At 69.7% G+C, this 19815-nt stretch carries 16 protein-coding genes and 1 pseudogene; 13 read left to right on the top strand and 4 right to left on the bottom strand.

Going from position 1 to position 19815, the window contains the following annotated elements; genetic code table 11:
* Window positions 1-68 precede the first annotated feature (68 nt).
* Both ACZ7KF_RS05545 and ACZ7KF_RS05540 read left to right on the top strand, forming a co-directional pair.
* Window positions 69-1244, top strand: a complete 1176-nt coding sequence (locus tag ACZ7KF_RS05545) for a glutathione-independent formaldehyde dehydrogenase (protein WP_471069653.1) — start codon at window positions 69-71, stop codon at window positions 1242-1244.
* 315 nt (window positions 1245-1559) lie between these two features.
* Complete coding sequence (locus ACZ7KF_RS05540; RefSeq protein WP_471069652.1) at window positions 1560-3737, top strand: FUSC family protein; 2178 nt, start codon at window positions 1560-1562, stop codon at window positions 3735-3737.
* Here the strand turns inward: ACZ7KF_RS05540 and ACZ7KF_RS05535 are convergent.
* A complete protein-coding gene (locus ACZ7KF_RS05535) occupies window positions 3711-3986 on the bottom strand; it encodes a hypothetical protein (protein WP_471069651.1) in 276 nt (91 codons plus the stop codon). The genes ACZ7KF_RS05540 and ACZ7KF_RS05535 overlap by 27 nt on opposite strands.
* Window positions 3987-4029: 43 nt before the next feature.
* Complete coding sequence (locus tag ACZ7KF_RS05530; RefSeq protein ID WP_471069650.1) at window positions 4030-5520, bottom strand: NB-ARC domain-containing protein; 1491 nt, start codon at window positions 5518-5520, stop codon at window positions 4030-4032.
* A 268-nt stretch (window positions 5521-5788) separates the two neighbouring features.
* Here ACZ7KF_RS05530 and ACZ7KF_RS05525 point away from each other — a divergent pair, with 268 nt between their 5' ends.
* From ACZ7KF_RS05525 to mctP, 5 genes are read left to right on the top strand one after another with little or no spacing between them, the layout of a single operon-like run.
* Window positions 5789-6199 carry an OsmC family protein gene (locus ACZ7KF_RS05525; RefSeq protein ID WP_471069649.1) on the top strand — a complete coding sequence of 137 codons (411 nt, stop codon included), beginning with the start codon at window positions 5789-5791 and terminating at the stop codon, window positions 6197-6199.
* Window positions 6200-6231: 32 nt separating this feature from the next.
* A complete protein-coding gene (locus tag ACZ7KF_RS05520; RefSeq protein WP_471070010.1) occupies window positions 6232-8289 on the top strand; it encodes an FAD/NAD(P)-binding protein in 2058 nt (685 codons plus the stop codon).
* On the top strand, window positions 8289-9953 hold the full coding sequence (locus ACZ7KF_RS05515; protein WP_471069648.1) for a histidine phosphatase family protein: 1665 nt from the start codon (window positions 8289-8291) through the stop codon (window positions 9951-9953). Before ACZ7KF_RS05520 ends, ACZ7KF_RS05515 begins: the two co-directional genes overlap by 1 nt.
* A 2-nt stretch (window positions 9954-9955) precedes the next feature.
* Window positions 9956-11530, top strand: a complete 1575-nt coding sequence (locus ACZ7KF_RS05510) for an MFS transporter (RefSeq protein ID WP_471069647.1) — start codon at window positions 9956-9958, stop codon at window positions 11528-11530.
* On the top strand, window positions 11527-13173 hold the full coding sequence (mctP, locus tag ACZ7KF_RS05505) for a monocarboxylate uptake permease MctP (RefSeq protein WP_471069646.1): 1647 nt from the start codon (window positions 11527-11529) through the stop codon (window positions 13171-13173). The genes ACZ7KF_RS05510 and mctP overlap by 4 nt, the downstream gene beginning before the upstream one ends.
* A 20-nt stretch (window positions 13174-13193) precedes the next feature.
* Here mctP and ACZ7KF_RS05500 read toward each other — a convergent pair whose 3' ends face one another.
* Window positions 13194-13793, bottom strand: a complete 600-nt coding sequence (locus ACZ7KF_RS05500; protein WP_471069645.1) for a TetR/AcrR family transcriptional regulator — start codon at window positions 13791-13793, stop codon at window positions 13194-13196.
* A 178-nt stretch (window positions 13794-13971) separates the two neighbouring features.
* Here ACZ7KF_RS05500 and ACZ7KF_RS05495 point away from each other — a divergent pair, with 178 nt between their 5' ends.
* A complete protein-coding gene (locus ACZ7KF_RS05495) occupies window positions 13972-14118 on the top strand; it encodes a hypothetical protein (protein WP_471069644.1) in 147 nt (48 codons plus the stop codon).
* A 112-nt stretch (window positions 14119-14230) separates the two neighbouring features.
* On the top strand, window positions 14231-14881 hold the full coding sequence (locus ACZ7KF_RS05490) for a peroxiredoxin-like family protein (protein ID WP_471069643.1): 651 nt from the start codon (window positions 14231-14233) through the stop codon (window positions 14879-14881).
* 173 nt (window positions 14882-15054) lie between these two features.
* Here the strand turns inward: ACZ7KF_RS05490 and ACZ7KF_RS05485 are convergent, their stop codons facing one another.
* Window positions 15055-15282, bottom strand: a complete 228-nt coding sequence (locus ACZ7KF_RS05485; RefSeq protein ID WP_471069642.1) for a DUF5133 domain-containing protein — start codon at window positions 15280-15282, stop codon at window positions 15055-15057.
* Between the two features lie 228 nt (window positions 15283-15510).
* On the opposite strand from ACZ7KF_RS05485, the gene ACZ7KF_RS05480 reads away from it, so the two are divergent.
* From ACZ7KF_RS05480 to ACZ7KF_RS05465, 4 genes and pseudogenes are all read left to right on the top strand, one after another.
* Window positions 15511-16809, top strand: a complete 1299-nt coding sequence (locus ACZ7KF_RS05480) for a L,D-transpeptidase (RefSeq protein ID WP_471069641.1) — start codon at window positions 15511-15513, stop codon at window positions 16807-16809.
* 127 nt (window positions 16810-16936) lie between these two features.
* Window positions 16937-17243 (top strand): annotated as a pseudogene (locus tag ACZ7KF_RS05475) (transposase); the annotation flags it as partial.
* A gap of 424 nt (window positions 17244-17667) precedes the next feature.
* Window positions 17668-18006: a Pepco domain-containing protein gene (locus tag ACZ7KF_RS05470; RefSeq protein WP_471069640.1), complete on the top strand. Its 339-nt coding sequence runs from the start codon at window positions 17668-17670 to the stop codon at window positions 18004-18006.
* Window positions 17936-19741, top strand: a complete 1806-nt coding sequence (locus tag ACZ7KF_RS05465) for a caspase family protein (protein ID WP_471069639.1) — start codon at window positions 17936-17938, stop codon at window positions 19739-19741. Before ACZ7KF_RS05470 ends, ACZ7KF_RS05465 begins: the two co-directional genes overlap by 71 nt.
* The last annotated feature ends 74 nt before the right edge of the window (window positions 19742-19815 follow it).

Here is a 19815-nt window from a genome sequence, read left to right as displayed (position 1 = left end):
ACTTGCGAGAGTCAGGCTCCTTGCGCCCTTTCCATCACCACCATGCCGCGACATCAAGGGAAGTCACCATGAGAGCAGCGGTATACGAAGGACCGCGAACGGTCACCGTGAAGGACGTACCGGACGCGAAGATCGAACACCCCTGCGACATCATCGTCAAAATCACCACGACCAACATCTGCGGTTCGGACCTGCACATGTACGAGGGCCGCACCTCGTTCGAGTCCGGCCGCACCCTGGGCCACGAGAACATGGGCCAGGTCGTGGAGGTCGGCTCGGCCGTCCGCAAGGTCCAGGTCGGCGAGTACGTGGTCCTGCCCTTCAACATCGCCTGCGGCTTCTGCAAGCAGTGCGAGCAGGGTCTGACCAACTACTGCCTGACCATGCAGCCGGAACCGGCCCTCGCCGGAGCCGCCTACGGATTCGCCGACATGGGCCCCTACCAGGGCGGCCAGGCGGAACTGCTGCGCGTGCCCTACGGCGACTTCAACGCGCTGCGTCTGGGCGAGGACGCCGCCGACCGGCAGACCGACTACGTGATGCTCGCCGACATCTTCCCCACCGGCTATCACGCCACCGAGATGGCCCACGTCAAACCGGGCGACCAGACCATCGTCTTCGGGGCCGGCCCCGTCGGACTCATGGCGACCTACTCCGCCCTCCTCAAGGGCGCCGGCCGCGTCTGGACGGTCGACCACCAGCCCGACCGGCTGCGCAAGGCGGAGGAGATCGGGGCCATCCCCATCAACACCGCCGAGCAGAACCCGGCGGAGGTCGTCAAGGAGGCCACCCTCGGTCTGGGCGCCGACAACGGCTGTGAGTGCGTCGGCTATCAGGCACACGACCCCGAGGGACACGAGGACGCCAGCCTCACGCTCAACGGACTGATCGACTCGGTCAGGTTCACCGGCGACATCGGCGTGGTGGGCGTGTTCCTGCCCCAGGATCCCGGCGGAGCGGAGGCCCAGGGCGAGCTGGAGGCCCAGGGCAAGGTCCCGATCGACTTCGGCATGATGTGGTTCAAGGGCCAGCACATGGGCACCGGGCAGGCGCCGGTGAAGAGGTACAACCGGGCGCTGCGAGACCTGATCGCCGGCGGGAAGGCGAAGCCGAGCTTCGTCGTCTCCCACGAACTCAGCCTGGACGAGGCCCCCACCGCCTACGAGCACTTCGACGCCCGTGACGAGGGCTGGACCAAGGTGGTCCTGCATCCCGACGGACACGGCAACGGCCACAAGCGGTAAGAGCCCCGGGGCCGCCGTGCCCCCTGTTCGGCCTGGACCGGTCCGGGGGGCGGGTGGCGATCTGCCCGTCCCCCGGACGGGGCTGGGGGCAAGCGCCGCGCTCCGGCCGGACCCGGACCAACAGCGCTTGCCCGCGCTCCGGCCCGGAGGACGGACGGCGGACGCTCAGCAGTGTCCGCAGGGGCAGCACCCCGTGCAGCGGCTGCGGCCGCCAGCCAGTTCGCAGGCCGTGTGGGAGGCTTCCTTGCCCGACGGCTGCCGCACCTCAACCGGGCCGACGCGACCCGGCAGGGCGTTCCGGCCAGGCGAACACCCGTGACGTGGCTGCGGGCCTTCGCGGAGGCCGTGCGATCCGGGCTCACGATCGAGGAGACGCGACTGGAGACCCTGCTCGCGCTGCGCACGGCCGCTGGGGTGGCCATCGTCATCGGGCCGACGCTGTGGATGGTCTCCCCTGCGTATGCCGCGTCCGCCGCCCTCGGCGCCTACTCCGCGGGTGGGGCCACCTTCCAGCGCAGCTGGCGTCCACGCAAGGTGGTCGCGCTCGGCGCGGGCGCGGGTCTGGCGCTCAGCACCTTCGTGGGCTACCTGGCGGCAGGGCGACTCGTGACGTTCCTTCCGCTGCTGGCCGTATGGGCCTTTGCCGCGGGAATGGCGTGGGCCGTCGGATCGACCGCTGGGATCGTCGCAGCGACGACCGTGGGCAGCATGCTCGTGACCATCACCCTGCCCACGAGCGTCGGGCGAGCCCTGGAGCACGCCGGGGTCATCGCACTCGGAGGCGTGACACAGGCCGTGCTGATCTTGCTGTTCCCGATCCGGCGTTGGGGAGCGCATCGTGACGCGCTCGCCGACGCCCTGGCCGCCGTGGCGGACTACGCCCGCCGGCTGCGGCACGACCCGACCGCCCCGTTCGACCCGGAGCCGTTGATGACGGCCCGGGACGCGGCCGCCGTGACGCCGTCTCAGGCCCGCACCCGTCCCCCCGCCCTCCACGGCCCCCGGGGCCTCGCCGAGCGCATTCGGCCAATCGTCGCCGCGCTCGCCGACCCCGACGTCGGCGCCCCGGCGGAAGGACCCGGGCGGGACCGCGCGCGGGAGTTGCTCGACGCGGCCGCCGACGTCCTCGATGCGGCCGCCCGTTCGATCCGCCGCGGCACTCCCGCCGAGGTGCGGAACGAGAGCACGGACGTCCTGCGCGTCGACGAGGAGCACGAGGTGCTGGAGGGCCCCGCGCGGCAAGCCGCCGAGCGGCTTGTGGAACTGCTCGGTGAGGCGTTGGAGATCGCCGGGAGCGGCTGCGTGAGCGGGAGGACGCCCACGCCGCCCGGCCTCGCCGGCGCCCAGTTCCTGGTGCGCCCGACATTGCTCCGGCTGGTCCCGATCGTCGTCCGGGCGGTGCGCCGTGAGCTCCGCCGGGACTCGCCCGTGTTCCGGCACGCCGTCCGCCTGGCGGCGGTGGCCACGCTCGGCTATCTGATCGCCGCCCGGCTACCCCTGGGCCACGGCTACTGGGCGCCCATCGCCTCGGTGATGGTGATGCGGCCGGACTTCCACCGGACGTACGCGCGTGCGGTGGCCCGTCTCGCCGGGACCCTGGCGGGGGTCGCGCTCGCCACCGGGACGGTGCGGGCCCTGGGCCCGGACGCCCATGTGTCCGGCGCGCTGGCGGTGGTCTCGGCGGGCCTGTCGTACACGCTGAACCGTACCGGCTACGCCTACTCCCAGTGCTTCACCGCCGCGTACGTCGTCTTCCTGCTCGGCATGGGCGGCCAGGCGTGGGAGCAGACAGTCCCGGAGCGGGTGGTGCTCACCCTGCTCGGCGGGGCCCTGGCGATGCTGGCGTACCTGGTGTTCCCCGCGTGGGAGACACCCCGCCTGCCGGGCCGGCTCGCGGACTGGCTCGCCGCCGACGGCCGCTACGCGGCCGCGGTGCTCCGCGACTACGCCGAACCGACCCGGGAGCATCGCGCCGACATGCGCCGGGCACTGCTGGAGAGCAGGGAGGCACGTGCCGCCTGGCAGGAGGCATACGACCGGGCAAGGCGGGAACCGGTCCGCCCCAGGGGTCTGACGTCGCGCGAGGCGCAGGAGGCGCAGGAGGCGCTCAAGGGGTTCGGCCGGGCAGCGATGCTCATGGAGAGCCACGTCCCGCGGGCCGACAGCCCTTTCGTCCCCCAGGCGGAGCGATTCGCCGAGGCTCTGGAAACGGACACCGCAAAAGCAGCAGCCGCCATCCGCGAGCACAGGAATCCGGACTGGGGAGGCGTGGAGGAGGCGCTCCACGCGTGGGAGGACACCGCCTCCGGCAACGGGAGCCCGGTCGTGCGGCGCGAGGCGGAACTGCAGAAACGGGCCTTGGAGGACCTCGCGACAGCCGTGAGCCGCACCCCCCTGGAACGGGACGTCGGCTCTGCTCGCGAGGAGCAGCGGGTGCGGGCCGCCGTGGCGGCGGAAGGTGACGGATCAGGGCACGCGCACCAAGGCGGGTGACGGCGCCGGCGGCGGGGAGCGCCGCGCCTCCTGGAGCGGGAAGCAGTCTCCCGACCGCGTCGAGTTCAGCCACACGTACGCCGATGTCGCCCTCACGAGGATCAGCCCCGCCCGGATGAGCGGTTCGAACCCCTCGACGTTCCTCCGGGAGAACTTGCTCGTCTCGTCGAAGCGGGCGCGCAACGGCGTGAGGTCGCTGAGCGTCTCGTTGATGTCGAAGACGAGGACCCGGAGCTGGTCGGCGCGCATGCCCTTCTCCTGGTGTCCGGAGGCCGAATCGGTGCGCGGCCCGTCAGGCTGCGAGTACCCGCTCTGCGGGCTGCTGCGGCAGCCTGGGCTCGTCGTCCCCTTCGGCGTGCCGGCGGGGTACGGGCAGACGGAGTGCGCGGAGGGTCCGGGTTTCCAGTCGTACGGCGGCGTCACGGCTGCGGCTGTGTTCCAGCAGACGGCTCAGCGCCTGACGGATGCCGGTAGCCGGTTCGTCGATGCAGATACGTTCCTCCGCATAGGCGTGGACCAGGGCGTGAAGTCGGAAGCCGCCGGGCGCGGTGCGCTCGATCAGGTGTGCTGCCGTCAGGGTGGCGAGGTGACGCTCGGCCGTGACGGTCGGTTCGTCCAGGAGCGCGGCGGCCGTGGCGGCGTCGATCTCCTGCAGCGGATGGAGGGCCAACAGACGCATCAGCCGTCGCGTGCTCTTGGGCAGTCGTGCGTCGGAAGCGGACAGCGCGGTCCGTACGCCGTCCTCCAGGGCCAGGCCGGTCAGGGGCTCCCTGTAGTAGTCGCCGAGCGCCCAGGCGGGGTGGTCGCGCATGTGACGGCCGATGATGGAGAGCGCCAGCGGAAGGTGGCCCAGCAGGCCCGCGATCCGGTGGATGGCCGGGATGTCCGGGGAGACGCGTTCGGCTCCCGCTGTCGCCCGCAGCAGCTCGACGGAGTCGTCCGGGTCGAGCGGTTGCACCGATAGGCGAGTGGTGTCCCCGAAGCCGGCCAGGGCACGCCGGCTGGTGATCACCGTGCGGCATCCTCGGCTCCCCGGCAGCAGGGGCCGCAGCTGTTCCGCGTCCGCTGCGTCGTCCAGGACGATCAGCGCTCCGGTTCCCGCCAGCAGTTGCCGGTAGAGAGCCGCCCGTGCCTCGAGGTCGTAGGGGATGCGGTCGCCGGTGGTGCCGAGCAGGCGAAGGAAGGTCTCCAGCACGGCGGCCGGGTCGGCGGGCGGGCCTTGCGGGACGGAGCCGCGCAGGTTCGCGAACAGGATGGGTGCGTCGGTGCGCTCCTCGGCCAGCAGCCGGTGAGCGATGTGCAGGGCCAGTGACGTCTTGCCCACCCCGGGCATGCCCTCCAGCACAAGCGCCGTCCCGTCCCGGTCGCAGGCCAGTAAGACCTCCGCCTGACTCACCAGGTCGGTCCTGCCGACGAACAAGGGCGGTACCGCGGGCAGCCGGTTGGAGGCGCTGACCCGTGCGGCGGCCTCGGCCTCGCCGAGCACGGTGCGAAGCGACTGCCGCCAGACGGAGAGAATGGCTTCATCGGTGCCGACGAGGGCCTGGACCACGGCCAGCAGCAGGTCGGAGTTGGGGCGGCGGCGGCCGAGCTGGAAGCAGTTGCCCACCGTCGAGCGGGCGGGCCATTCGCCGCGCGGGCGCCCTGCCCGCTGCCAGTCCCGGTGGATGCGCCGCGTGATCTCGGTGATCGACGGATTTCCCGCCCACGCCTTGAGCAGCCGCAGCTCCGCGATGAACTCGTCGATCGTGCGGGCCTTTACCGGATCCAGTACCTGCGGCACGAACATCCTCCCCCTGGGACACCTGGGCCACCAACAACTTGGAACACTCGTTTCAAGTTAGCGGACCCGGGCCCTCGACTGTCAAGCGGTATCCGAGGGTTCCCCTCCGGCCACGGAGCGCGTCCAGGATCATCCAGATCACTCCGGAAGCCAGCATTCCGTCCTGATGCTGAGGCCCGTCCCCGCTCACCTGCACCCCGGGAGTCCCACTCGCCGCCGACGGCGAGCCCCGCGTGCCCCGTTCCAGGACAGGAGTACGTGCATCGCCATGCCCGAACTCGGTGTATCCCTACGCCCCGTCGGCGGCAGCGTCGTCGTGGGCCAGGCCAGAGACCACACGCTCACCATCGACCGGCCCAAGGAGAAGGAGGGCACCGACGCCGGCCCCATGGGCGGAGAACTGCTGCTCCTGGCACTCGGCGGGTGCTACGTGAGCACCTTCCTCGCCGCCCTGAAGGCCGAGGACCCGCAGGCCGACGCCTCCGAGATCGGCTTCCAGGTCGACGGGAGTCTCGTGAGCGCGCCGACCCGCTTCTCCGAGATCACCGTGCGGATCTCGGCGCCCGCCGCCCTTCGGGACCTGATCTCCAAGCCCCTGCTCAAGGCCGAGCGGGGCTGCATCGTTCACCACTCGATCCGCGACGCCATAACGGTCCGCTTCACCCACGAGTGGCGCTGACTCCCCCCACCGAAGGAGACAAGACCGTGGAAATGCAGCACACCACGACGCAGCACACCAGGACGCAGGGCACCCCGAGCCAGGACCGCGGCATGGCGGACAAGGCCATGCCCGAGAGCGGTATGCAGCACGACTCCGAAACCGATACGGCTCCCGGCACACGTCGCGTCACGATCGTCGGCGCCGGGTTCTCGGGCACGCTGACCGCCATCCGGCTGCTCCACTTCGCCGATGGGCCATTGGAGATATGTCTGATAGAGCGGGAGGAGGGTTACCGCTACGGCGGTATCGCCTTCGGCTGGGCGTCCACCAACTGGGAGCACATGCTCAACATCCAGGCCGGCCGCATCACCCTGCGCCGCGAGCGTCCGGAGGATTTCCTGGAGTGGGCCAACGAGGAGGCGGACCGCTCTGACTGGCCGCAGAAGTGGCAGTATCACAGCTTCGGCGTGGCCTGCGTGGTGCCGCGGCGGATCTTCCGGCAGTACCTGGCCGAGCGGCTGCGCGACGCGGCCGCCGACGCCCCCGCCGAGGTGACCCTGCGGGAGCTTTCCGGTGAGGTCATCGACGTACACCGGCGGGGCGACGGCTATGTCGTCAAGTACGCCGACGCCTCGGAGCGGGGCGGCGTGCACGGCCTGCCGTCGGACCAGGTGGTCCTGGCGACAGGTCACCTCTCACCGGTGCAGGCGCCGTTCTACCACCGCATCAAGGACTGCGACCGCTTCCTCCCCGACCCCTACGCCCCCGGTGCGCAGGACTGGTTCCAGGCGGTCGGCGCCGAGGAGAGCGTCCTTGTCACGGGCTCCGCGCTGTCGGCCTTCGACACGGTGATCTCCCTCGTCCACGCCGGCCACCGGGGGCAGATCCTGATCTGTTCGCGCGGCGGCCACATGCACGGCACCTACCCCGTCGACCACGAGCACGACATCTGGCAGGCCCGCCGGCCCCCCTTCCTCGACGCCAAGGAGCTCAGCCCCGAGGCGGTGGTGGAGGGGATCAAGGCGGAGTACGCGCACCTGCGCGACCAGCACGGCGTGGAACCGGGCAGCGCGCTCGAGGCCGTCTTCCCCGAGCGGGTCATGAAGGCGTGGGAGCCGTACGTCATCGAACTGGTCTCCCGCATGGACGCCCGCGACGTGCGGTCGCTGCTCGACAGGTACAAGAGCCTGATCGTCACCAACCGCACGAGCACGGTGCGGGAGATCGGCGGCGTGGTGCGCAGCCGGATGCGCGGATACAACGGCGCCCCGAAGACCGTCGACCTGATGTCCGCCGGCATCCAGGACATGCGCCCCGTCGAGGACGGCACGAAGATCCGGGTGGTCTTCACCGACCAGCCGGACATCGTCGTCGACAGGGTCGTCAACTGCCTGGGCAACAACACCGACTACGAGCGCACCGACCACCCCCTGTGGCACGGCCTGGTCAACGCGCACGGCTACGCGCAGCCGCAGACCAAGACCCACCGGGGCATCGAGGTCGGCACCCACGGACAGCTCATCGGCGCCGACGGCGAGGTGGCGGCGGGGCTGTTCGGCGTCGGCCCGATGCGCCAGGGCGACGAGACCACCCGCCGCGGCCGCCTGGGCGCGTTCGTGTTCAGCATCGGCACCCTGCGCAACCAGTGCTTCGACACGGCGATGGAGGTGCTGCGCCGACTCGAATCCGCCAGCGGCGAGGAGCAGATGGACGTTCCCGACGGCATCCACCACTGCCTGATCCGCAGCAGCGACTGGATCGCCGCCGACCTCGCCACCGAGGAACCGCAGGCCACCCGCCTGCGCCAGCGCCTGCAGGACCACGCCCGAGACAACGTCCTCCCCAACGCCGTCAACTACCTGCAAGCCCAGGACCGCACGGAGCGCCGCAAGTACCGCACCATCCTGGACGACGACCTGACGGACTTCGGCGCCGCCCTCGCCCGCGAGTTCAGTCTCACCCCTCAGCAGGCCCGGCGGACCGTCTCCCTGCTGGCCACGCTCGTGCAGAAGCACGCGGTCCACACCCTGTGCGACATCACCAAGCTGGCGGGCTGGGACTCCCAGTACGCCGAGCAGGTCAAGCACGCCCCGAAGAAGGACGCGTGATGACCGTCGAGAACCAGCAGGATCTGCTGAGCCGGCTGTTCATGGTCCGGCACGGCGAATCGACCTGCAACTCCGTCCACCGCATCGCCGGGCAGCGCGACGCCCCGCTGACCTTCCTCGGCCGGATCCAGGCCGAGAAGGTCGCCAAGGGCCACCGCGGCCGGCACTTCGACCGCGTCTACGTCTCTCCGCTGACCCGCGCCTACGAGACCGCCGGCACCCTCTTCCGTCTCGACGCCACCGACGCGGATGCTCCCGAGGTCGTGGTCGAGGAGCGCCTGATGGAGCGCGACTTCGGCAGCTACACGCTGGAGAGCAAGTCCATCCTCCAGCGCCGCCACGGCATCGCCGAGTACGAGCGCGCCATGAACGCCGACAGCCCCACCATGCACGGCGGCGAGACGTTCCAGCAGTTCAAGGATCGCGTGCATGCCTTCTACGAGGAGGAGCTGCTGCCGGCGCTGCGCCGCGGTGAAACGGTCTGCGTGGTCTCCCACAAGTACGTCGTCGAGTTGATCTGCCGGTTCATCCTGGCCCGTCCGGCCGACGAATCGTACGACCTGCGCCTGCCGAACTCGCAGATGCTGCAGGGCGATCGGATCCACAGCTACGTCAAGAACGAGAACAAGACCATGAACATGGTCTACGACTGGATCGTCGTCAATCATCCCGTGGTCTTCTGCGTCGGACTGGCCGCCGGCCTCCTGGCCAACCTGGCCGGGGTGCGCCTGTCGGCGTCCCCGTACGTGCTGCTGATGCTCCTGGTGCTGGCCAGCGTGATCACCATGTGCCGCATCGAGCTGGAAAACGCCCGCGCCTACGTCACCGACCGCGGCACGCTCCGGTCCGTCGCCCTGCGCTACCTCGCCCTGCCGATCGCCTTCGCGGCCCTGGTGGCCTGGTCGGACGCGGGCAGTACGAGTACGGCGGCGATCGCCGCGGTGTTCCTCGCCACCCCCAGCTCGGTGGTGGCGATGACGGTCAGTCGCTGCCTGGGCGGAATGATCATGCCGACGTTCGCACAGGTCCTGCTCTCCTCACTGGCCGCGACCGTGTCGTTCTCGACCGTCCTCGCCCTGACCCTGCACGAGGACGTCGCAGCGGCCGTGGCCATCAGCGCCGCCACCTCCACCGGCGTCGTCACGTTGGTCTACCTCCTGGTCAAACGCCTGCGGGAACGCTCTCCCATCCGCACGGCCAAATACGGCGAGCGCAACGGATACGTGGCCGTGCTCCTGCTGACCGCGTTCGTCGTGCTGGTCTGCCTCAAGCTCGACCTGCACGGCTTCACCACGTACGCGCCCACCGCCGTAGGCATCGCCGTCGGCCTGCGCCTGGTCGCCGCCCTGCTCAAGCGTCGACGCCACGTCCAGACGCTCGACGACTACACCGCCATGACCTACCCGAACGTGTTCGTGGTGGTCATCATCGCCGCGCTCACCGGCAACCAGCCGCTGGAACAGGTGGCGATCTGGACCCTGCTGCCGATGTTCGTCCTGTCCTTCTTCGACGGCTTCTACGCCCGCCACCTCGTCGTCGCCCCCGACGACCCGCGCTGGCCCGACGTACTCGACCTCAAGGACCGTCCGCCGGTCGAGCAGCATGACGCCGCCTCCGCCCGCGCCCTTGAAGACCCCGACGCCCAGCTTTCCGCGAGGAGTTGACCTTGGCCGCGCCCGCCGCTTCGCTGATACCCCGGCCGTTCCTGTTCTGGACCGGTGTCGCCCTCACCTGTGCCGGCGTCGTCGAGCACCTGTGGATGTTCATCGACTCCGCGTCCATGCACTTCCACATGTCCATGATGGACATGTCACCGGCGATCATGTGGGCGGCCATGGCCGCCATCGTCGTCGGCGTGGTGCTCTCCGGCATCGCGGTCGTGCAGCCGCGGACAGCCGGCGCCCGCCCCGCCGCCCCCACTCCTGCCCCCGCCACGACGGCGAGCCGCCGCCGCCTCATCACCATCCTGACCTTCGCCCTCCTGGTGGACCAGATGAAGCCGGCCACCCTGGCGTTCATCGCGCCCGGCCTGCGGGCTGAATACGGCCTCAGCGCCGCCGACGTCTCGTGGCTGCCCACGGTCGCGCTGACCGGCACCGTGCTCGGATCACTCGTCTGGGGACGCGCGGCGGACCGCATCGGCCGCCGGGCCACCATCCTCATCGCCTCCCTGCTCTTCCTCGGCACCACGGTGTGCGGTGCCATGCCGACCTTCGGCGGCACCCTCGTCATGTGCGCCCTGATGGGCATGGCGGCCGGCGGCATGCTGCCCGTCGTCTACGCCCTGATGACCGAGAGCCTGCCGCCCGGCCGACGCGCGGCCATCATGGTCCTGCAAGCCGGACTGACCACCACCGGCGGCTACATGGCCGCCTCGGGACTGGCCGCCGTCCTCATCCCGCTGGCCGGCTGGCGCGTGACCTGGTTCGCCCAGCTCCCACTGGTCCTGATCCTGATCGCGCTGAACCGCTGGATCCCCGAATCGGCCGCCTTCACCGCCCGGCAGACACGAGCGAAGCAGGTCCCCGCCTCCGCCCTGTTCGCAAGCCCACAGACGACCAAGACACTGGTCGTCAGCGCCTACGCACTGGCCTGGGGCCTCGTCTACTGGGGCTTCATCACCTTCCTGCCCAGCCAGCTGGAATCCTCCGGCCGGCACGGCATGTCCGCCGCCACCCTGCTGTTCGTCTCATCGCTACTGGCCATTCCCACCTGCGCGGTCGGCGCATGGCTCTACATGCGCTGGTCGGCCAAGGGCACCATGGTCGTCTACGCGGCCCTCACCGTCGGCGCCCTTCTGACGCTGGCAGCCATCGGGCTGGAGGGCAGCCGGCCCGTCCTGCTCGCCACCGTGATGCTGCTGTTCGCCGGCACCGCCGGTGTCATCGCGCTCATCGGCCCCTACACGGCCGAGATCTACCCCTTGTCCATCCGGGGCACCGCCGGCGGCTGGGCCGCGGCCGTCGGCAAGTCCGGCGGAGCCTTCGGTCCGCCCCTGATCGCACTGGTCCTCTCGGCACCCGGAGGCATCCGCACCGCCGCGGTGTCCGTGGCGCTCCCCATGGCTCTGGCGGGGCTCGCCGTCGCCGTCCGCGGCAGCAACCCGCAGGCCGCCGCCCAGGCCCCCGAGGGCGCCAGCGCGCTGGACGCCGCACTCGACGACCTGGTCAGCAGCGAGGCCGTTGCCGCCCGGGCCACGGCGACAACACCGATGCCGGGCAAGGGAGGTACAGCGGCATGACCGACGGCGTCAACGGCGTGGCACTCACCGTCTTCGCCCTGTTCTTCCTGCTCGTCACCGTCATGGGCTTCCTCGCCGCGCGCTGGCGCAGGGCCGGTGACGCGTACACCCTCGACGAATGGGGCCTGGGCGGCCGCTCGTTCGGCACCTGGATCACCTGGTTCCTGCTCGGCGGCGACGTCTACACCGCCTACACGTTCGTCGCCGTGCCGGCGGCGGTCTACGCGGCGGGGGCGGCCGGCTTCTTCGCGGTGCCGTACACGATCCTCGTCTACCCCCTGATCTTCACCTTCCTGCCCAGGCTGTGGTCCGTGTGTCACCGCCACGGGTACGTCACCACGGCGGACTTCGTCCGCGGCCGCTTCGGCTCGAAGGGCCTGTCGCTCGCCGTGGCCTTCACCGGCATCCTGGCCACGATGCCCTACATCGCGCTGCAACTCGTCGGAATCCGGTCCGTGCTGGACGTGCTGGGCGTCGGCGGCGGCGAGCACACCAACTGGTTCCTCAAGGACCTGCCGCTGCTGATCGCCTTCGGCGTGCTGGCCGCCTACACCTACTCCTCCGGCCTGCGCGCCCCCGCCATGATCGCCTTCGTCAAGGACACGCTGATCTATGTGGTCATCGTCGTCGCGATCATCTACATACCCATCAAGCTGGGAGGCTTCGACGACATCTTCGTCAAGGCCGGCGAGGCGTACAGCCAGACCGACCCCGCCACCGGCAGACCGCGCGGCGCTCTGGTCAGCGCCCCCGGCGCCCAGTGGACGTATGCGACTCTGGCGCTCGGCTCCGCGATGGCCATGTTCATGTACCCGCACTCGATCACGGCGACGCTGTCCTCCCGCAGCAGAGACGTGATCCGACGCAGTACGACGGTGATGCCCCTCTACACCCTGATGCTGGGGCTGCTCGCCCTGTTGGGCTTCATGGCGATCGCGGCCGGTGTGAAGGTCACCAACGGGCAGCTGGCGATCCCGCAGCTGTTCGAGGACATGTTCCCGGACTGGTTCGCCGGTGTGGCCTTCGCGGCGATCGGCATCGGCGCGTTGGTGCCGGCGGCGATCATGTCCATCGCGGCGGCGAACCTCTTCACCCGCAACATCTACAAGGACTTCATCAAGCCGGACGCCACGGCCGAGCAGGAGACCAAGGTCTCCAAGCTGGTCTCCCTGCTGGTGAAGGTCGGCGCCCTGGTCTTCGTCCTCACCATGGACAAGACGGTCGCCATCAACTTCCAGCTCCTGGGCGGCATCTGGATCCTCCAGACCTTCCCGGCCCTGGTCGGCGGCCTGTTCACGCGCTGGTTCCACCGCTGGGCGCTGCTGGCCGGCTGGGCGGTCGGCATGATCTACGGCACGGCCGCCGCGTACGGCGTCGCCTCGCCGACGCAGAAGCACTTCGGCGGCTCGGCCGAGGAGATCCCCGGCATCGGCCGGATCGGCTACCTCGGCCTGACCGCGTTCGTGGTCAACGTCCTGGTCACGGTGGTCTTCTCCTTCGCCCTGAAGGCGGCGAAGGCCCCCGAGGGCATCGACGTCACATCACCTGGGGACTACACGGCGGACGCGGCGGAAGCGGAAGCGAAGGCGGCTCCCACCCTGCGTCCGGGCACTTCACCCGCGCCCGAACCCAGTGGAGAGTGAGAGCCGGCTCCAGCCCAGGTCTATGCCGCCGCCCGGACTCCGATCGAGTCCAGGGCGGCGGTCACCGTCCTGCGCAGTGACGCAGCGTCGGCACCGGCACGGGAGCGCAAATTGACGCCATAGGCGAGCAGCGCCAGCAGATCCGCGGAAGCGCCCGGGTCGGCGCCGGAGGGCAACTGCCCCTGATGCTCCGCGGTGACGAGGGCGGCGTACATCGCCTCGCGCAGCTCCCGGTGGTGCTGGTCCAGGACGGCGCGTACCTCCGGGTCGCTGTTCTCAGACCCGGCGTGCGCGTTGGAGACCATGCAGCCCCAGCGGGCGTACTCGCCCGAGCAGCGGGCCTCGATCAGGACGCCGAAGAATTCGGCGACGGCGGGCAGTCCCCGTTCGTCCTCGGCCAGGCGCCGGAACATCGGCTGGGATCGCTGCTCCAGGTAGCGGCGCAGCGCGGCACGGTAGAGCTCCTGCTTGCCGCCGAACGTGGCGTAGAGGCTGGAGCGGTTGAGCCCGGTCGCGGTCACCACGTCCTGGATCCCGGTCGAGGCCACGCCCTGCCGCCAGAACAGCCGCACCACGGTCTCCAGGGTGGCGTCCGGATCGAAGTGCTTGATGTCCGGCATGCTTCACCCCGTCATCCTGAAATGAGGATTCCAAGATACTCCCAGTTCAGTACACCGCAAAGGGGTCGACAGGTACAGAGCGGGACAGCTCCCCACTCACCACCACCAGCAGCGCGAAGGCGTCCAGCTTCGTCCACGATCGCCCCCCGGGGCCGCCGCCCGCCGCGACCATGCCGCCATGAATCGCATACCAGCCCTCTGGGCGGCCGCGTACGGGTCACAGACCCCCCGCCTCCGCCGCCACCTCGCCCGCCGCGCGGTCCGTTTCGCCGCGTTCGTCAAAGCGCTCGCCCTGGCCGACCATCGCCCCTTCACGAGCCTCTGACTCATCGGCACCTGCGCACGGCTGGCGCGGGACCACGCAAACTCTTATCTTGGAACGGTCATTTCAAGATTGAGGGTCCCGCTCCAGTCGCCGACCAGAAGGAACGAGCACCATGACCAGCCTCAACGCCGAACTGCGCACCTTCTACGAAGCCCGCCAGCAGCAGATCCCCGCCGAGATCCGACAGATCATGCAGCGGGCCGGACAGGAACTCGCCGCCTCGGGCCAGGCCGACCGCGCCCTGACCGTCGGCGCGCAGGCGCCGCGCTTCCGCCTCCCCTCCGCGACGGGGCAGACCTTGGCCCTGGACGACCTGCTCGACGACGGCCCGGTCGTGCTGACCTTCTACCGCGGCGCCTGGTGCCCGTACTGCAACATCGCCCTGCACTCCCTCCAGCAGCACCACGAGGCGATCACCGCCCGCGGCGCCCGCCTGGTGGCCGTCTCACCGCAGGTACCCGACGAGTCCCTCACCCTCACCGAGAAGCACGACCTCGCCTTCGACGTCCTCAGCGACATCGGCTCCGACACCGCCAAGCAGTACGGCCTCGCCTTCGACCTCCCCGACGACCTCGCCGCCGTCTACGACAAGCTCGGCTTCGACCTCCAGCGCGTCAATGGCGGCCACCCGCGCACGCTCCCGCTGCCCGCCACCTATGTCATCGACCGCACCGGCGCGATCCGCTGGGCCTTCGTCGACACCGACTACACCACCCGCGCCGAACCGGCCGACATCATCGCCGCCCTCGACGCGCTGCACTGACCGCCCCACGCGCCTGCCGGCGCGGCCGGAGCACGAGCGCTTCGATGCCCGACGAGGCACGCAAGGGCGCTTGCCACCCGGGCTCGTTCTCCGGCTCCGGGACTCGCAGCACGCGGACCGGTGCGGGCAGATCGATACGGGCGCTGGTGCCGGCAGGGCGAGCCCGGCAACGGTCAGGCGGTGAGCAGGGAGTCGTCTTGCGGGCGGGCGCCGGGCAGCTGATGGCGGGCGGCGATGAGTGCGGCGTCGATGTCGCGGGTGCCGGTGGCCACGCACAGGGTGTAGGCGACGTCGTCCATGCGCCGGCGCACCTCGGGGCTGCCGTCCTCGGCCCGCAGTAGCCGCAGCGTCTCGTACTGCTCGATCAGGTCCGTCAGTACGGCGGGGTGCGCCATGAGCATCGCGAGTCTCCCTCGTCCCCATCAATCACATGGTGTGTACACCGGCCCTGTGCCCCGGCTCCGGGCCGTCATTCCCCCGCGTCCCGGGTGAAGGCGGCCGGGCCGAAGGCTCCGTCGCGAACAGCCGTCCTCTGCCCCTGCCTCGGCAGCACCCTCGGGCAATGCGTGGCCTTCACCACAAAAAGTCCGTTTCCGTTCGCAATCGTTCCCATAAGAGGTTAAAGCTGGATGGACGCCTTCGGCGACAGCACAGGGGGACAGAGACCAGCGGCATGGGAGAAGCGTTTGATCACGCTCGGTAAACGACACACCGGACTAGTGGCTACGGCCGGCGTGCTCGGCGGCGTCCTCGCGGTCACCGCCCTGGGCGGTACCAGCCACGCCGCCTCCGGCGGCAACGATGCCGGGAACCACCCGAAGGCGCAGGCGCCCGCGAAGCAGACAGGCGCCCAGGAGACCTCCGACGCCCGTATAGCGATCACGCCCGGGCAGGGTGCCTACGGCGTCGAGGTCGACGCCCCGGTCCGTGTCACCGTCAGCAACGGCCATCTCACGAAGGTGACCATGATCGCCATCGCGACCGGTGCCGAGATCCAGGGCACCCGATCCGCGGACGGCACCTCCTGGAAGCCGAAGGGCCGGCTGGCACAGGCCACCAGGTATCAGATCTCCGTGGAGGCCGAGGACGCCGAGGGCCGCTCCGCCACCGGTAACACCACGATCACCACGCTCTCCCCGGCGAACGACTTCATCGGGCACCTGTCCCCCATGAACGGCTCGACCGTCGGCGTGGGCATGCCGGTCATGTTCACTTTCGACAAGGCGATCAGCGACAAGGCCGCCGTGCAGTCGGAGATCCGGGTCAGCTCCAGCAGCGGCCAGCGGGTCGTAGGCCACTGGTTCAACGACCACCGCCTGGACTTCCGCCCCGAGAAGTACTGGAAGCCGGGCTCCACCGTCACTGTCGAGCTCGTCCGCAACGGCACCCGGAAGACGGTCACGTTCAAGATCGGTCGGAGCCAGATCAGCACGGTCGACGCGAAGACGAGCCAGATGACCGTCGTACGGGACGGGAAGACGATCAAGACCATCCCGATCTCGTCCGGCAGCCCCGAGCACCCGACGTACAACGGTCAGATGGTGATCTCCGAGAAGTACCGGCAGATCCGTATGAACGGCGCGAGCGTCGGCCTCACCGAGAAGGACGGCAAGCCCTCGTACGACATCAAGGCCGTACCGCATGCCATGCGCCTGACCGACTCGGGCACGTTCCTGCACGGCAACTACTGGGGTGCCGACTCGGTCTTCGGCAAGGCCAACACCAGCCACGGCTGCGTGGGCCTGAAGGATGTCAGGGGCGGCGGCGACAGCGGGAAGCCCGCCGCGTGGTTCTTCGATCACTCGATGATCGGTGACGTCGTGATCGTCAAGAACTCCGACGACAAGACCGCGTTGGCCCCGGACAACGGCCTCAGCGATTGGAACATGCCGTGGAGCGAGTGGGTCGCGGGCAGCCCCACCACCTGACACCACGCCCCTCTCCACGCAGCCGAACCGGCATCCCTTCCGCCCAGGCGGTGGCCGACACCATGTCGGCCACCGCCTGCGGTGTCAGGACACTCACAGCCCTCGGCCGCGGGGCCCACACCCGGTACGGGGGGGGACGGGCAGACCGGTTCGGCGAGCGGCACGCATCCGCCCGGATCGGGTCCTCGCCGACCAGGCGTACTCGTCACGGGGCGATAAGTGCCTGGTGCAGGCGTCGTGGCATCGCCGGTACGATCCCTGAACGCTCTGACCAGGTCGCCAACCGCCTCCGTCGGGGCTCCCGAGGCGGCCGACCACCCGCCTTCGACGGGGAAGCGTACAAGCACCACAACGTCATCGAGAGGTGCTTCAGTCGGCTCAAGCAATTCCGCGCGAGAGCAACCCGCTTCGACAAGCTCGTGGACCGATACAGGCCGGACTCCGCCTCGCTCGCTGATCCTCCAGGGAGCCAAGGCCGACAGCACCCTGAAGTGCTCGTCTTCTCGGACATCAAGGTCGATCCCCGTCCCGGGATCGGAGCGCTTGGAGCGGGTACCGCTCAGGACCTCTTCCCGAGCCAGTGACAAGGCACGTTCATACGAGTCCGGGACTTCGGGCGGCCAGGCGTCATCGCTGTGGGCTGCCTCGATGACGCACAACGCGGTCGTCGACGGCCAGGTCCGCCTACGAGAGGACTGAGGCAAGCTCGGCACGAAGGCCCCGGCCTGCGCTGAACGTCCTGGTTGGGATCATGCCGGGGTTGTCGCTGACCGCAGGAGGCTGCGGAGCTTGATTCGCGCCCCACAGGAGCCGCGTTGTCCGTACAGTAATGGCGTCGTCACTGCCCGAGGGGGGCCTATGCATTCAGCGAGCGAACCGTCCGCCGTGAGCGCGCTGCCGTTCTGGGTGTCCCACGAGGAGGACACCGACGACGAGGGTGATTCCATGAGCCTGTTCGGCCGACGGGACGAGGAGCCCCGGCTGCGCAGCGTGCCACTGGGACCGCTGCGCAAGAACCTGGCTGAGGCCGTGGACGCCCTTCAGGAGATCTTCGGCGAGGCCGCCGCACGAGGCGGGGCCCTGCCGCTGCGCGAGGCCCATCTGTCGGTGCAGGTGACGGCGAGCGGTGGCGTGCAGTTCATCGGCGGAGCCCAGGCGCAGCGCAGCCACGGCATCGTGCTGGTCTTCAAGCAGTGATCGGTGGGTCGTGGGGCGGTACAAAGCATTGCTCATCGGGGTCGGCGCGTACGAGACACGTGGCGTGCAGCCCCTGCCCTTCGTCGGCGATGATCTCGACCGGCTGGCGTCGGCGCTGACCGGCAGTGGGTTCGACGCGGTGGAGGTGTTCACCCGGAACACCCTCGGCAGGCCCATCTCGGCGAATTTCATCAACGGTCAGGTGGGCGGCTTCGTCAGGCGTGCCCGCAAAGGCGACACGCTCGTCATCGTCCTCAGCGGCCACGGGATGCACCACAGTGGCCGTAGCTACCTCATACCCGAGGACATACACGAGGACACGTACCCGCTTGCCTCGGGATGCGTGGCCATCAACTGGGAGGCAGAGCTCGAAAACTCCCTCGCCGAGCACGTCGTCTTCTTGATCGATGCCTGCCGGGAGGGGATCCATCAGGATTCGATGGGGCAAACAGGAGTCAGCAGGTGGAGCGAGGACAAGGTCGGCGCATCGCTACGGCGGAAAGTGGCCAAGGTCTACGGCTGCGCGAAGGGCCAGTACGCGCTGTTCGTCCGCCCGGGCGATACGCCCGTCGACCCGGTGCCCGGCATCACGTCGGGTGCGTCGTTCAGCCTCTTCTCCCGGGCGGTGGCGGACGTCATCTCGGCTCAACCCGCCACGTCGGCGCTCGACCTGGCCACGTTCGAGGACGCCGTGCAAGACCGGGTCGACCTCCTGCACCGCGCGTACTGCAAGACCGGTCAGCCCCAGACCGTGCGCATCGACACCGACATCAAGAAGGACGAGTTCCTCTTCCTGCCCTCACCGCACCTGCCGGCCCCAGGGCCGTCCCGAACCGCCTCGCCCGCCACTGCGGGGCGTGCCAACCGGTACGAGAGTGCGGTGATGAGCCTCGGTGCGCCCGCACCGGCGGTCACCCCCCGGAGCGGGCAGGAGCTATCCAGGCCGAACGGACGCCGCGCTTCGTCGAGCCACGTGACAACTGGACGGCAAGAACGGCAGAAGGAGTTCGAGCGGCGTAAGAAGGAGTTCGAGAAAGAGTTCAAACGACTGGACAGGCTGCGGAAGCGCGCCTTGCGGGGTCCACATTCTCGGGGACGGGTCGTGCTACTGGTCGGCGCCACCTCGCTCCTGATCGGGGGTCTGGGCTACGGGATCTGGGCGTCGTACGAGCCGATCAGCAACCGGAACGACCGAACGGCCGGGAACTCCTCCACGGCCAGTGCCTCACCGTCTGCCGCGGCCAGCGGCCTCCGGACTGCCTCCGCTCCACCGTCAGGCACCACGCCGGACCTGGGCGGGCAGGCGGTCAACACCCCGGCGGTGAAGAGCCTGCCACGCTGCACGGCAGACAGCCCGACCGGATCGGTCACGGCACGGCTGAGGTCACAACACAACAGCTATCACCGGGAGGAGAATCCGGTCCTCGTGCTCACCGTCACGAGCGCGTCCGAATGCCGAATCAACGTCACGCCGCAGTCGGTCCGGCTCACCCTCGCAACCGCCGACGATCATCCGATGTGGGACTCGAGCACCTGCGCCGCCGGGGCTCCTGACCGCTGGATCGCCGTGTCACCCGGTGCCCCGGCCACCATCACCTACCGTTGGACCCGCCACCGCCTCACTTCCTGCGGCGAGACGGCGAAGGCACCCGCCGGAGCCTACCTGGCCACTGCCACCCTCATCGCGCTGTCGTCCCTACGGACACAGGCCAGCTTCGTCCTCGACGCCGACTAAAGGGTGTTGCAGAAGGCCTAGCGGCGGGCATTTCACCTGGTTGCGTGGGGAGTTGAGGGGGTAGCCGGCGTGGG

The organism is Streptomyces sp. NPDC038200 (genome assembly GCF_055600785.1).
Note: the sequence above shows the minus strand (reverse complement) of the source record. Positions and strands in the feature narration are given on the sequence as shown.

Excerpts from the sequence above, each read along its gene's own strand:
- ACZ7KF_RS05545 (WP_471069653.1), top strand. The coding sequence starts at position 69 with ATGAGAGCAGCGGTATACGAAGGACCGCGAACGGTCACCGTGAAGGAC.
- ACZ7KF_RS05535 (WP_471069651.1), bottom strand. The coding sequence starts at position 3,986 with ATGCGCGCCGACCAGCTCCGGGTCCTCGTCTTCGACATCAACGAGACG.
- ACZ7KF_RS05525 (WP_471069649.1), top strand. The coding sequence starts at position 5,789 with ATGCCCGAACTCGGTGTATCCCTACGCCCCGTCGGCGGCAGCGTCGTC.
- ACZ7KF_RS05520 (WP_471070010.1), top strand. The coding sequence starts at position 6,232 with ATGCAGCACACCACGACGCAGCACACCAGGACGCAGGGCACCCCGAGC.
- ACZ7KF_RS05515 (WP_471069648.1), top strand. The coding sequence starts at position 8,289 with ATGACCGTCGAGAACCAGCAGGATCTGCTGAGCCGGCTGTTCATGGTC.
- mctP (WP_471069646.1), top strand. The coding sequence starts at position 11,527 with ATGACCGACGGCGTCAACGGCGTGGCACTCACCGTCTTCGCCCTGTTC.
- ACZ7KF_RS05500 (WP_471069645.1), bottom strand. The coding sequence starts at position 13,793 with ATGCCGGACATCAAGCACTTCGATCCGGACGCCACCCTGGAGACCGTG.
- ACZ7KF_RS05495 (WP_471069644.1), top strand. The coding sequence starts at position 13,972 with ATGAATCGCATACCAGCCCTCTGGGCGGCCGCGTACGGGTCACAGACC.
- ACZ7KF_RS05490 (WP_471069643.1), top strand. The coding sequence starts at position 14,231 with ATGACCAGCCTCAACGCCGAACTGCGCACCTTCTACGAAGCCCGCCAG.
- ACZ7KF_RS05485 (WP_471069642.1), bottom strand. The coding sequence starts at position 15,282 with ATGCTCATGGCGCACCCCGCCGTACTGACGGACCTGATCGAGCAGTAC.
- ACZ7KF_RS05480 (WP_471069641.1), top strand. The coding sequence starts at position 15,511 with ATGGACGCCTTCGGCGACAGCACAGGGGGACAGAGACCAGCGGCATGG.
- ACZ7KF_RS05470 (WP_471069640.1), top strand. The coding sequence starts at position 17,668 with ATGCATTCAGCGAGCGAACCGTCCGCCGTGAGCGCGCTGCCGTTCTGG.